Annotated in this window: 10 protein-coding genes; 7 read left to right on the top strand and 3 right to left on the bottom strand. The window is 63.5% G+C overall.

What is annotated here, in order from left to right; all coding sequences use genetic code 11:
- The first annotated feature begins 50 nt into the window (after nt 1-50).
- Complete coding sequence (locus BUS12_RS13555; RefSeq protein WP_171991635.1) at nt 51-1,577, top strand: peptide MFS transporter; 1,527 nt, start codon at nt 51-53, stop codon at nt 1,575-1,577.
- A gap of 1 nt (nt 1,578) precedes the next feature.
- Here the strand turns inward: BUS12_RS13555 and BUS12_RS13550 are convergent, their stop codons facing one another.
- Entirely contained in the window at nt 1,579-2,016 is a 438-nt protein-coding gene (locus BUS12_RS13550) for a carboxymuconolactone decarboxylase family protein (protein WP_074296158.1), read from the bottom strand.
- A gap of 111 nt (nt 2,017-2,127) precedes the next feature.
- Between BUS12_RS13550 and BUS12_RS13545 the strand changes: the two genes are divergently transcribed.
- From BUS12_RS13545 to BUS12_RS13520, 6 genes are all read left to right on the top strand, one after another.
- Nucleotides 2,128-3,600, top strand: a complete 1,473-nt coding sequence (locus tag BUS12_RS13545; RefSeq protein WP_074296157.1) for a MocR-like pyridoxine biosynthesis transcription factor PdxR — start codon at nt 2,128-2,130, stop codon at nt 3,598-3,600.
- A 346-nt stretch (nt 3,601-3,946) separates the two neighbouring features.
- On the top strand, nt 3,947-4,396 hold the full coding sequence (locus BUS12_RS13540) for an HU family DNA-binding protein (protein ID WP_074296156.1): 450 nt from the start codon (nt 3,947-3,949) through the stop codon (nt 4,394-4,396).
- Between the two features lie 400 nt (nt 4,397-4,796).
- On the top strand, nt 4,797-6,206 hold the full coding sequence (locus BUS12_RS13535; RefSeq protein WP_074297478.1) for a circularly permuted type 2 ATP-grasp protein: 1,410 nt from the start codon (nt 4,797-4,799) through the stop codon (nt 6,204-6,206).
- A 53-nt stretch (nt 6,207-6,259) separates the two neighbouring features.
- Nucleotides 6,260-7,210: an alpha-E domain-containing protein gene (locus BUS12_RS13530; RefSeq protein ID WP_074296155.1), complete on the top strand. Its 951-nt coding sequence runs from the start codon at nt 6,260-6,262 to the stop codon at nt 7,208-7,210.
- A gap of 13 nt (nt 7,211-7,223) precedes the next feature.
- The gene (locus BUS12_RS13525) at nt 7,224-8,024 is read left to right on the top strand and encodes a transglutaminase family protein (RefSeq protein ID WP_074296154.1); all 801 of its coding nucleotides are present in this window, start codon (nt 7,224-7,226) and stop codon (nt 8,022-8,024) included.
- 72 nt (nt 8,025-8,096) lie between these two features.
- Nucleotides 8,097-8,975: a proteasome-type protease gene (locus BUS12_RS13520; RefSeq protein WP_074296153.1), complete on the top strand. Its 879-nt coding sequence runs from the start codon at nt 8,097-8,099 to the stop codon at nt 8,973-8,975.
- 150 nt (nt 8,976-9,125) lie between these two features.
- Here the strand turns inward: BUS12_RS13520 and BUS12_RS13515 are convergent, their stop codons facing one another.
- Both BUS12_RS13515 and BUS12_RS13510 read right to left on the bottom strand, forming a co-directional pair.
- Complete coding sequence (locus BUS12_RS13515) at nt 9,126-10,298, bottom strand: porin (protein ID WP_074296152.1); 1,173 nt, start codon at nt 10,296-10,298, stop codon at nt 9,126-9,128.
- Between the two features lie 385 nt (nt 10,299-10,683).
- Nucleotides 10,684-12,033, bottom strand: a complete 1,350-nt coding sequence (locus BUS12_RS13510; RefSeq protein ID WP_074296151.1) for a YihY/virulence factor BrkB family protein — start codon at nt 12,031-12,033, stop codon at nt 10,684-10,686.
- Between the last annotated feature and the right edge of the window lie 126 nt (nt 12,034-12,159).

The raw sequence follows: 12,159 nt of genomic DNA, 5'->3' as shown, positions 1-12,159 counted from the left end.
GGCACGCTCATTCAAACGCGCGCCGCCGCAATCGCAAGAACACGAGGCACATGATGAATTCAACCGTATCCCAGACTCGATCGTTTTCGACGGTCTTCCTGATCGAGATGTGGGAGCGTTTCGGCTACTACGGGATGGCCGCGCTGCTGGTCCTGTTCATGATCGACAAGCTCGGCTTCACCGATAGCCACGCCACGCTCACGTGGGGCGCATTCACGGCGCTCGTGTATGCCGCACCGTCGGTAGGCGGCTGGATCGGCGACAAGATCCTCGGGACGCGCCGCACGATGGTGTTCGGCGCATTGGTGCTGTCCGCGGGCTATCTGATGCTCGCCGTGCCGAACGACCAGCTCACCTACATGTACGCCTCGCTCGGCGTGGTCGTGGTGGGCAACGGCCTGTTCAAGGCAAATGCCGCGAATCTGGTGCGCCGCATCTATGAAGGCGACGACGCCCGGATCGACAGCGCGTTTACGATCTACTACATGGCGGTCAACATCGGCTCGACAGTGTCGATGCTCGCCACGCCGTGGATCAAGGACCACTGGGGCTGGCATGCGGCGTTTGCCGTGTGCTGCGCGGGCATGCTGCTCGCCGTGCTGAACTACTTCATCATGTTCCGCACGCTGGCGCATGTGGGCTCCGCACCGGATGCCGAGCCGGTCCGCTGGGCGCGGGTGGGTGCCGTGGTGCTGGGCGGCGCCGCATTGTGCGTGGCGACGATGTTCGTGCTGCAGCACAAGGCTATCGCGGTGGCTTGCGTGTACACGGCGGGCGTCGCGATTCTGGCGATCTTCGGCTACATGCTCGCCAAATGCGAACACTCGGAACGCGCGGGACTGATCGCGGCACTGGTGCTGACGTTGCAGGCCATCCTGTTCTTCGTGTTCTATCAGCAGATGTCGACCTCGCTCACGCTGTTCGCGGTGCGCAACGTCGATCCGCATTTCTCGCTGTTCGGCGTGTCGCTCTTCACCTGGAGCGCGGCGCAGTTTCAGGCGCTCAATCCGATCTGGATCATGCTGCTGAGCCCGATTCTCGCGGTGCTGTATACGAAACTCTCGAAGAGCGGCAATGACGTGTCGGTGGCGGTGAAGTATGCGATCGGCTTCGTGGTCGTCGCGGCGGGTTTCTTCGTGTATGCGGTGAGCGGCCGCTATGCGGTCGACGGCCGGGTGTCGTCGTGGTTCATGGTGGGCGGCTACGGGCTGTATTCGCTCGGCGAGCTGCTGGTGAGCGGCCTCGGTCTCGCGATGATTGCGCGTTACGTGCCGGCCCGCATGAGCGGCTTCCTGATGGGCGCGTATTTCGTCGCGAGCGGTGTGTCCGGTTATCTGGGCAGCGTGGTGGCGAACTTCGCGCAGATGCCGTCCGGCGATCTCGGTCCGCTGCAGTCTTTGCCGCTCTATACGAAGCTGTTCATGGGGCTCGGCTGGCTGGCCGCGCTCGGCGCCCTGGTGGCCGTGCTACTGCTGCCGCTGATGAATCGCCTGTCGCGCGAACATCATCGTTGCGCGAGCGAGGCGCGCGATGCCGCGCACGCGGCGAATGGACTCTCGCCGGCGGCGGCAGAGTAACTCACTCCGGGATCTTGCGGAACGCTACCGAGATCCGGTTCCAGCCGTTGATCGCCACCACCAGCATGGTCAGGTCGGCGATCTCCTGCTCGCTGAAATGCGGCTTGACCGCTTCCCAAACGGCGTCGGGCACATGCGTCTGGGCGACCAGCGTGACGGCCTCGGTCCATTCGAGCGCCGCCCGTTCGCGTTCTGTGAAGAAGGGCGCTTCGCGCCAGACCACCACGGACGCGAGACGCCGCTCCGTTTCGCCGCCTTTGCGCGCATCGGCGACGTGCATATCGACGCAGAACGCGCAGCCGTTCAACTGCGAGGCGCGCAAACGCACCAGTTCCATCAGCGATTTTTCGATCCCACACTGGCTGACGGCCTGCTCCAGCGCAATCATCGCGCGCGTGCCGCTGGGCGTGGCCTTGTAGAAGTCGAGACGGGATTGCATAGCTTGCTCCTGTTTGAAAGTGTCCGCGAGACGGGACCGCAGACGTCAGCTTAGGTCCTGGAGTGGTCGTATAAAATAGCCATTTATCGATTATTTCAGGTAGCCACTTCGATGGAGATCCACATCGTAGTCGAGGGACGTCACGACCTCGCGGGGCAGATCTACCGGCAGTTGCGCGAGGGCATCGTCGAAGGGCGCCTGACAGGCGGCACGCGTTTGCCGTCCACGCGCGATCTCGCGGTGCAACTCGGCGTCTCGCGCAAGACCACGCTCGATGTCTTCGAGCGCCTGCTTGCCGAAGGTTATCTCAGCGCGCGTTCAGGCTCGGGGACGTTTGTCGCGGAAGGTTTGCAGCGGCTGCCCGCGCAGCGCTCCGGCTACGTCCGGGCAGTGGAAGCGGCGCGCGTGCAGGCGAAAGCGAAATCGAAAGCGCGCGCGCAACCGCTCTGGCAGCAGATGCCTCACGGGCTGTCCTTACCTGGGCCGATGCCCGCTTTGGCGCACGATTTCATCGGCGGCAAGACGGACAAGGCGCCGTTCCCATTCGACGTCTGGCGCCGCTGCATCAATCAGGCCGTGCGGGCGCAGTCGCGCAGTCCCGGCACCTATCGCGAAGCGGCCGGCGAGCCCGAATTGCGTCTTGCCGTCGCGCGCTATCTTGGCTTCAACCGCGCGGTGGTGTGCAACTGGGATGAGGTGATCGTGACGCAAGGCGCGCAGCACGCGCTCGATCTGATCGCACGCGTCACGCTGCGTCCCGGCGACGTGGCCGCCATCGAAGATCCAGGCTATCCACCCGCGCTGGCCAGCCTCGCGGCGGCCGGTGCCAAGGTCGTGCCGGTGCCGGTCGATGCGGACGGCCTGATCGTCCACAAGCTGCCGGACCATGCGCGGCTCGTCTATGTGACGCCGTCGCACCAGTTTCCGCTCGGCATGCCGATGAGTCTCGAGCGGCGCGTCGCGTTGCTGGAATGGGCGCAAAAGCGCGGCGCGGTCATCATCGAAGACGACTACGACAGCGAATACCGTTTCGAAGGGCGGCCCATGGAGCCGTTGAAAAGTCTCGATCGCGCCGGCCTGGTCGCCTATATCGGCACGTTTTCCAAAACGATCTTTCCCGAGTTACGGGTGGGTTATGCGGTGCCGCCCGCATCGCTGCTCGGGCCGCTGTGCACGGCACGGCAGGTGACGGACTGGCACGGCTGCACGCTGACCCAGACGGCGCTTGCGTCATTCATGCTGAATGGCGATTTCGCCAAGCATCTGCGGCGCATGCACAAGCTCTATGGCGCGCGTCGCGCGTGTCTGCTCGAGCATCTCCGCGGCGGACTCGCGCCGTGGTTCGACGCCGTGGTGCCGACCGCCGGCATCCATTTGGCCGCCTATCTCAAGGCGCCGCTGACCGAAGCAGCAGTGATCGCGGCGGCGCGCGAGGCGTCGATCGGGCTCTACGGCCTCGGCCGATTTCATCTGCGGGCGAGGGCACAACCGGGCCTGATGTTCGGCTACGGCGGCATCGCCGTCGAGCAGATCGACGCCGCGCTGAACACGCTCGCCAAGCTGATGCCGCGCCTCGCACGCTGAGCATCGGACCCGCCGCTTATGCGGCAAACGGTCGCCGCGCCGCCGCGATCGAACGCATGGAGTGCCGCTAAAGCAGCTAAAAACAGGTACCTGGCAACGGGTTTGCCCTATCTTGAGGTTCAATGCGGCGAGCAAAGTAACCCGGCGCCGGCACCCGCCTTTTCACGTTTACCCCCTGAAATACGGGTTAAAAAGTGTTGCGGAGTCGGCACGACGCAACAAACCGTAACGCTTACACACAAAAGAGTCGCGCAAAACGCCGTAGCGCTTGTAGAATCCGGCCTTGAAGCGTGCGCATACCGCGGGCGCTTCTTGCATTCACTGACCAACAACAGGTAGGAGAAACATGCCGACTTCCGCAAAAAAGGTGGCCAAGAAGGCTGCTACGGTACCGACCAAAAAGGTTGCTGCGAAGAAAGTTCCTGCGAAGAAAGTCGTCGCAGCTAAGAAGGTCGCCGTGAAGGCGTCCGGCGCACCGTCGCCGATCAAGGACACCTTCACGAAGGCCTCGCTGGCTGCACACGTCGCAGAACGTGCTGCTGTTGAACCGAAGGCTGCCAAGGCTGTGCTGGCCGCGCTCGAAGACACGATCCTCGGCGCAGTCCACAAGAAGGGTGCTGGCGAATTCACGCTGTCGGGTCTTCTGAAGATCGTCGTGCAAGCTGTCCCGGCGAAGAAGAAGCGCTTCGGCAAAGACCCGTTCACGGGCGAAGAGCGTTGGTTCCCGGCCAAGCCGGCTAGCGTGCGCATCAAGGCACGTCCGCTGAAGAAGCTGAAGGACGCAGCAGCAGCGTAAGCGTGCACGGCGCTGCACCGTTCGTTTTCGAACGACGGCCCGCGCCATGCGCGAACTGAAGCGCTGAATGTCCAGGCAGTGCAAAAATCCCCGCGGGTGCGAATCCGCGGGGATTTTTTATGGCCGCCGCGAATGCGTGCCGATCGTCTCGATGGATCCGCCGCTGCCCCACCGAGGCCCGGAAATACGCCGTGAGCCAGCGTGAGCTGCACCGGAGTGGCGCATTGCGAGCCGCCGCAGTACGATGGTGCAGAAGCCGTACCGAGGCTATGCGCCGTTCGTGTGCATCCAATGGGTTTGCGTGCGGAAAGCCAATGGCATAGCGCTTGCTTTGATGCTAGTCGAACACCGAATGCGCAGCGCATTCGCCTTCTATCCGACACAAAGAGCGGGGCGTGACATGCGATGCTATGACGAGATGCGTCATCATGACGAAGTCGTGCGGCCTCATTACGCACGCTTCGAACGCTGGCTGGCAAAGCAGGGTAACGAGGCAATCGCGCGCAAGCGCGCGGAGGCGGATCTGCTGTTTCGCCGGGTGGGGATTACCTTCGCGGTCAACGGCGATCTGTCCGGCACGGAACGGCTCATCCCCTTCGATCTGATCCCGCGCATCATCCCACGCAGCGAATGGCAGACCCTCGAAGCCGGGCTGCGGCAGCGCGTCCAGGCGCTCAATCTGTTTATCCACGACGTCTATCACGACCGCAACATCGTGCGCGCCGGCATCGTTCCGGCCGAGCAGGTCTATACCAATGCGCAGTACCGTCCCGAGATGCAGGGCGTCAACGTGCCGCTCGGCGTGTATGCGCATATTGCGGGCGTCGACGTGGTGCGAGCCGGCGAAGACGGCGCGTTCTACGTGCTCGAAGATAACCTGCGGGTGCCCTCCGGCGTGTCTTACATGCTCGAGAACCGCAAGATGATGATGCGCTTGTTTCCCGAGCTGTTCGTGCAGAACCGGATTGCGCCGGTGGCGCATTACCCCGACCTGCTGCTCGATACCTTGCGCTCGGTTGCGCCTGAGGGCGTCGACGATCCGGTGGTGGTGGTGCTCACGCCGGGCATGTACAACTCGGCGTATTTCGAGCACACCTTCCTTGCCCAGCAGATGGGCGTTGAACTGGTGGAAGGCAAGGATCTGTTCGTCGACGACAACTACGTCTTCATGCGTACGACCCAGGGGCCCAAGCGCGTCGATGTGATCTATCGCCGGGTGGACGACGACTTTCTCGATCCACTCGCGTTCCGCACCGATTCGGCGCTCGGCGTACCGGGCCTGCTGACCGCGTATCGGGCAGGGCGAGTGGCGCTCGCCAATGCGATGGGCACCGGCATTGCCGACGACAAATCGATCTATCCGTATGTGCCGGAGATGATCGAGTTTTACCTCGGCGAGAAGCCGATCCTCAACAACGTGCCGACGTTTCAGTGCCGCAAGCCGGACGATCTCGCCTACACGCTCGCGCATCTGTCCGAACTGGTGGTCAAGGAAGTGCACGGCGCCGGCGGCTATGGGATGCTGGTTGGGCCGGCGTCGACCAGCGCCGAAATCGAAGCGTTCCGCGAGCGTTTGATCGCGCGGCCGGCGGGCTATATCGCGCAGCCCACGCTTGCGTTGTCGGCGTGTCCAACCTTTGTCGAGGCCGGCATCGCGCCGCGCCATATCGATCTGCGCCCGTTCGTGCTGTCCGGCAAGACCGTGACGATGTGCGCAGGCGGATTGACCCGTGTCGCGTTGCAGGAAGGGTCGCTGGTGGTCAATTCATCGCAGGGAGGCGGCACCAAAGACACCTGGATGGTCGACTGAGGGGGTTGCGGGTTGTACCGCCATCGCGTTCATCACAAACATGGAAAGCCGTCATGCTAAGCCGCACTGCCGACCACCTCTTCTGGATGGCCCGTTACATGGAGCGCGCCGAGAACACCGCGCGCATGCTCGATATCAACCTGAAGGCGCTGCTGTTGCCGCAGACGCCGGAGCAGGAGGCCCGCGCGCAGCGTTCGGTGCTGCGGATCTCCGAACTCGAAGCCGCCTTTGCGCAACGCTACGACGAACCGACGCGCGAACACGTACTCGATTTCATGGTGGCGGACTCGACCAATCCGTCGAGCATTCACTCCTGCCTGCAGGCCGCGCGTGAAAACGCCCGTGCCGTGCGCGGCACGTTGACGACCGAATGGTGGGAGACCATCAACGACACCTGGCTCGAGTTCAACGAACGCACGGCGGCCGGTCAGCTCACCGCGAACCCGGATGAGCTGTTCGAGTGGGTCAAGTTCCGCTCGCATCTTTCGCGCGGCGTGACGATCGGCACCGCGCTGCAGGACGACGCGTTCTTCTTCACGCAGCTCGGCACGTACCTGGAGCGCGCGGACAACACCGCGCGGATTCTCGACGTGCGCTTCGCCGACGTCGAACCGAACTCGCGCGACGCAGCCCGCCAGCTCGAAGACTTTTACTACTGGACGTCGATTCTCAGTTCGGTGTCGGCGCTGGAGATCTACCGCAAGGTGTATCGCGACGTCGTGACGCCGGCCCGGGTGGTTGAACTGATGATCCTGAACCAGCAGATGCCGCGCTCGCTGCTGGCCTCGCTGGAGGGCGTGTGCGTCAATCTGGCGATGCTGCGCACCTCGGGGTCCAACCAGTGCGAGCGATTCGCCGGCAAGCTGCGCGCCGAGCTGGTGTACTCCGACATCCGGCAGATCTTCGAAGCGGGCCTGCATGCCTATCTGACCCAGTTCCTTGCCCGGGTGTTCGAACTCGGCAATCTGGTGGCGCGGACCTATCTGATGCTGCCAGTGGCCTGACGGAGTTTTCTTTATGTACCTGACGATCCGCCACGACACCGCCTATCGCTACGAAACGACGGTTCACTATTCGATCCAGCAGTTGCGTCTTACGCCGTCGAGCGGCGCCTCCCAGGTGGTGCGACGCTGGACCATCGACGCGCCCGGCAAGCTCGACGCCACCTTCGACGCCTACGGCAATGTGCTGCATACGCTGGTGCTGAACAAGCCGCATAGCGAGATCCGTCTGCATGTGTCGGGGGAGATCGATACGATTCCGCTCGCCGACGGGCTTCTGCGCGACGCAGTGGGCCCCATTCCGCTCGAACACTATACCTGTGCCACGCGTCTCACCGAGGCGGATGGCGCGGTGCGTGAACTGGCGCAAGCGGTGGCGTCGCTCGGCTCGCCTCAAGGACTGATCAAACTGTCCGAGGCGATCGTGCAGCGCGTGACCTACCAGCCAGGCGTCACGGAAGCGACCAGCACGGCGTCTGAGGCGCTCGCGCTCGGCAAGGGCGTGTGCCAGGACCATGCGCACCTGATGCTGGCGTGCTGCCGCCTACGGGGCATTCCGGCGCGCTACGTGAGCGGCTATCTCGCGCCGGGCGACGCGCCGAACGGTGCGAGCCACGCGTGGGTCGACGTCTGGCTCGACGGGCAGGGCTGGATTTCCGTCGACGTCACGCGCGCGGCCTTTGCCAGCGAAATCTACTGCCGGCTCGCGGCGGCGCGCGACTACGAAGCCGCGGCGCCTGTGCGCGGCCGGCGCATCGGCGGTCTGGAAGAGAAGCTGAACGTCTCGGTCACGGTGAGCGCGCAGGCGCCGCAATAAGAGGCATCGTACGAAAGACGTGGCGCGGCGGCATTACAATAGCGGCGTTTGCGGGTCTTCTGGATAACTTTTATGACTTACTGTGTGGCGATGTGCGTGGACGACGGGCTGGTGTTCCTGTCCGATACCCGCACCAATGCCGGCGTCGATCACATCAGCACGGCGCGCAAGATGACGGTGTTCGAATTGCCGGGCGAGCGCGTGCTGGTGCTGCTTGGCGCCGGCAATCTGTCGCTGACCCAGGCCGTGCTGCAGGAACTGAGCGAACCGACCGATCCCGAGCGGCCCACCCTGTGGAGCGCACCCACCATGGCGGACGCGGCGCGCGTGGTGGGGCAGGCGGTGCGCGACGTGCATCACCGGGAAGCTCAGGCGCTGCAGGAGTTCGGCGTCGACTTCAACTGCAGCTTCATCCTGGGTGGGCAGATCGCCGCGCCCGCCAAGCCGAACGGCGGCCGGCCGCATCTGTTCATGATTTACGCGGCGGGCAATTTCATCGAATCGTCGGCGGTGAACCCGTATTTCCAGATCGGCGAGTCGAAGTACGGCAAGCCGATCATCGACCGCGTGCTAACCCCCACCACGCCGCTCGACGAAGCCGCCAAGTGCGCGCTGATCTCGATGGACTCGACGCTGCGCTCGAATCTGTCGGTGGGCCTGCCGCTCGATCTGCTGGTCTACGAAAAGGACGCGTTGCGGGTGACGCGTTTCGTCTCGGTCGATCACGACAATGCGTACTTCGAAATGATCCATCGGACGTGGGGCGAACGCCTGCGTCAGGTGTTCTCGGAGATTCCCGATCCCGACTGGCAGGAATCGGCGAATGTGCCGATGCAGCGCCTTGAGCGGGCGCTGGTGCTGCACCGTGCGCCGGTGGCGAGCGATGAAGCGGCGGCCGCCAAGCCGGCTCAGACCCTGGCGCAGGCCGAGAAGAACAAGGCACAGCGCTAGACCTGGACCGCCTGGCGCGCTACGGGAGGCGCCTGGTTGCGCCTCCCGTAGCAGCGCAATTCCCTTCAGCCATAAAAAAAGCCAGCCACCGGCTTATCGCCTGTGGCTGGCTTTCGAACAGCGTCCTGCTTTAGCTGTCCGTCAAGTCGATTAGAACTTGTGACGGATACCGAGGCTGACGATTTCCTGCGCCGTCGAGTTCGACGTGTTGCCGTAGTCGGCCACCGATGCGGTCACGTCCGTGCCCGACGCCTTTTGATACGCGCCGACCAGGTAGATGTCCGTGCGCTTCGACAGGTTGTAGTCGCCACCCAGCGAGACCTGGTTATACGTTGCCGACGGGCCGTAGCCGGAACCGTGCGTGAACGTGTAGCCCAGACCCAGCAATGCTGCCGGCGTCAGTTGGTAGTTCACGAAGCCAGCGCCGACGTTGTAACGCTCGGTCGAAGTGAACGTCGAGAATGCGTCCGGCTTGTACTGTGCGTTGCTGTAACGCAGGCCGGCCGTGATCGGGCCAACTACGTACTGCGCGCCGATCGAAGCGATACCGATCGACTTCGCGGAAGCGAATTGCGTGTTGATTGCACCGTCAAACGTCGCGTCCGAGGTCGCACCGCTCGCCCAGCCTGCGCTCGTGGTTGCCGTGGCACCGCGGCCAGCTGCCGTGCTGGCGTTGTCCATACGGATGTAGCCGGCTGCGACGCTGATCGGACCGTTCGAGTACGTTGCCGCGCCCGACCAGGTTTGGCCCGAACCCGTCGAACCTGCTACGCCGCCGAATGCATACAGGGCTTCGAACTGGAAGCCAGCGTACGTTTGCGACGTGTACTTGATTGCGTTGTTCGTACGCGAGCTGTTGTCGTTGTTGTCAACGTCGCCCGGCGTCGTGAATGTGGAGCCCCAGTAGTTGTCAGCCGTGACTGCCTGGACCAGGTCGACGACCGGGTCATACTGGCGGCCGAGGGTAACCGTACCGAACTGGTCGCTTTGCAGGCCAACGAATGCCTGACGACCGAACATCTTGCCGCCTTGACCCAGCGCGCCGTTGTTCGGATTAAAGCCGTTTTCCAACTGGAAGACAGCCTTCAGGCCACCGCCCAGATCTTCCGTGCCCTTCAAGCCCCAACGGTTGCCCTGCAGGTTACCGGCAGCGAGGCCGAACAGGTTGTTGTTGGTCAGCGGATCCGCTTTCGTGGTCACGTTGTGCACGTACTGGATCGAGTCATCGAGCACGCCGTACAGAGTAACGCTGCTTTGAGCATGAGCTGCACCTGCTGCACCCAGCAGTGCCAGCGAGAGGCTAGACAGTGCGAATTTTTTCATCCATTTCTCCACGCGATGATTGGTTTCGTTGTTGCGGAAAGGAGAATAGCGCAGGGTGTCTGAAGGGTAATACTGAAAAAAAATGAGTGTCTCGTAAACGTGACACTGGCCGAAAACGCTTATTTATCAAGCGTACCTGGCATTATTGCTGATGTGGCAACATTGAATGCCGAAAATCGCATTATTGTTGTTTCGTTGATAGTGGAAGTGTGGGCATTCGTCATTTGGACACACTTTTGAAGGCGTTATGTAATTTTGTTGTCTATGGCGATGGCGTCGTAGTGCGTGCCTAATTACCCGTTACATCGCCATCATGTTGATATGCGTGCTGGACAGTTGCCCCCGAGTGTGGGTGTTCTCCCTGGTATGCGACGCGAAAATGGCATCAACGGATGTCATCGGCGCTTTCCGGGGCGGCTGCGCCGTCGCCGCGGCGGCGGCCCGCCACGGCCGTGACCAGCAGGGCCGCGCCGGCGGCCAGCAACATCGATCCCCAAGGATGACGCTTGACGTAGCGGTCGGCGGCCGCAGCCTTGCGGCCGGCCTCCAGCAGCGTGGAGGCGGCGGCGCGCGTGGCGTGGTCTTCCGCGCGAATCACTTTGCGACCGATGCTGGCCGCCGTGCGTGCGCCTGAAGACGGCGCGGCCGCACCAGCGGTCGCCGACGCGGGCTGGTCAGCGAGCGTGTCCGTCGCGCTTCCCGTACCGCTTGCCGGACTCGCGACCGCCATGGCCGCGGCGAGCTTCGTGCCGGGCGCAGCGCTGCCCGGCGCGCGCGCCGGCATCGTTGAAGCGGCGAACACCGAGGCCATCTTCGCGCGGCTGCCCGGCGGCGCTTCCTCGAGTTGCCCCCATGCGCCGCGCGGATCGTGCAGGCGTCCGCGAGCCGCGGAGAACTCCGCACCGAGCAGCAGCACCGCTGCCGAGAAGTACAGCCACATCAGCAGCACGGCCAGTGAACCGGCCGCGCCGAACGAATTGGCCATGCCCGCATGGGCCAGATAGAGGGCGAAGAGTTTCTTGCCGGCGGAAAACAGCACGGCCGCGACCACGCCGCCCACGAAGGCGTCGCGCCAGCGGACCACGGCATCGGGCAGGAACTTCAGCAGCGCAGCGAAGGCGAACGCCAGCACCAGCAGGGCGACCAGCAACTGCAGCAGATTGCCGATCACGACATAGGGCGAGTTGCCCCACAGCCACTTGCCGACGAAGGTGATGGCCGTATCGAGCACCAGCGACACGATCAGCAGGAACGCCACGCCGAGCACGAGTCCAAACGAAATCAGCCGCACCCGTACCAGAGCGATCACGCTCGAGGAGCGTGGGCCCGTGAGCGGCCAGACGATATTGAGCGCGGAATTGAGCGACGAGAAAGTGGCCGACGCGCCGATCGCCAGTAAGGCGAACGAAATAATTGCCGCGATGCCGCCGGCACTGCCCGCATGTCGGGCGTTCAGCACGATGGTCTGCACACCGGCCGCGGCTTCGTCGCCAAGCAGCCCGTGGATATGGGCGAACAACTCTCCGCGTACCGCCTGGGCGCCGAAGAACCAGCCAGCCACGGCGATCACCATGACGAGCGTGGGCGCAAGCGAAAACGCCGCGTAAAACGCGATGCTTGCAGCCATGGCCGCGCAGCGGTCTTCCGCGAATTTCGTGAAAGCGCCCATCGCCCACGAGGCCTGGTGGCGGGCGGCGCGTTGCAGATTGTCGGCGGATAGCGTGTCGATTTCCATGAGATCTCTGTGCGGGATCGCGGCGCCGGCCTCTGCGCCTCTATGCCGTTGCGGCACGGGTGGGCAAGCTGCCGCAAGCACCATGCCTGTCACTATAACAAGGACGTTTCCGAGTCAGGGTATGTC

The sequence above is a fragment of the Paraburkholderia phenazinium genome, assembly GCF_900142845.1.
GTDB lineage: Bacteria > Pseudomonadota > Gammaproteobacteria > Burkholderiales > Burkholderiaceae > Paraburkholderia > Paraburkholderia phenazinium_A.
This window is presented reverse-complemented; position numbering and strand designations above follow the sequence as displayed.

What these genes read in the sequence shown, in the direction of transcription:
- BUS12_RS13555 (WP_171991635.1), top strand. Translation starts at nt 51, where the DNA reads ATGATGAATTCAACCGTATCCCAGACTCGATCGTTTTCGACGGTCTTC.
- BUS12_RS13550 (WP_074296158.1), bottom strand. Translation starts at nt 2,016, where the DNA reads ATGCAATCCCGTCTCGACTTCTACAAGGCCACGCCCAGCGGCACGCGC.
- BUS12_RS13545 (WP_074296157.1), top strand. Translation starts at nt 2,128, where the DNA reads ATGGAGATCCACATCGTAGTCGAGGGACGTCACGACCTCGCGGGGCAG.
- BUS12_RS13540 (WP_074296156.1), top strand. Translation starts at nt 3,947, where the DNA reads ATGCCGACTTCCGCAAAAAAGGTGGCCAAGAAGGCTGCTACGGTACCG.
- BUS12_RS13535 (WP_074297478.1), top strand. Translation starts at nt 4,797, where the DNA reads ATGCGATGCTATGACGAGATGCGTCATCATGACGAAGTCGTGCGGCCT.
- BUS12_RS13530 (WP_074296155.1), top strand. Translation starts at nt 6,260, where the DNA reads ATGCTAAGCCGCACTGCCGACCACCTCTTCTGGATGGCCCGTTACATG.
- BUS12_RS13525 (WP_074296154.1), top strand. Translation starts at nt 7,224, where the DNA reads ATGTACCTGACGATCCGCCACGACACCGCCTATCGCTACGAAACGACG.
- BUS12_RS13520 (WP_074296153.1), top strand. Translation starts at nt 8,097, where the DNA reads ATGACTTACTGTGTGGCGATGTGCGTGGACGACGGGCTGGTGTTCCTG.
- BUS12_RS13515 (WP_074296152.1), bottom strand. Translation starts at nt 10,298, where the DNA reads ATGAAAAAATTCGCACTGTCTAGCCTCTCGCTGGCACTGCTGGGTGCA.
- BUS12_RS13510 (WP_074296151.1), bottom strand. Translation starts at nt 12,033, where the DNA reads ATGGAAATCGACACGCTATCCGCCGACAATCTGCAACGCGCCGCCCGC.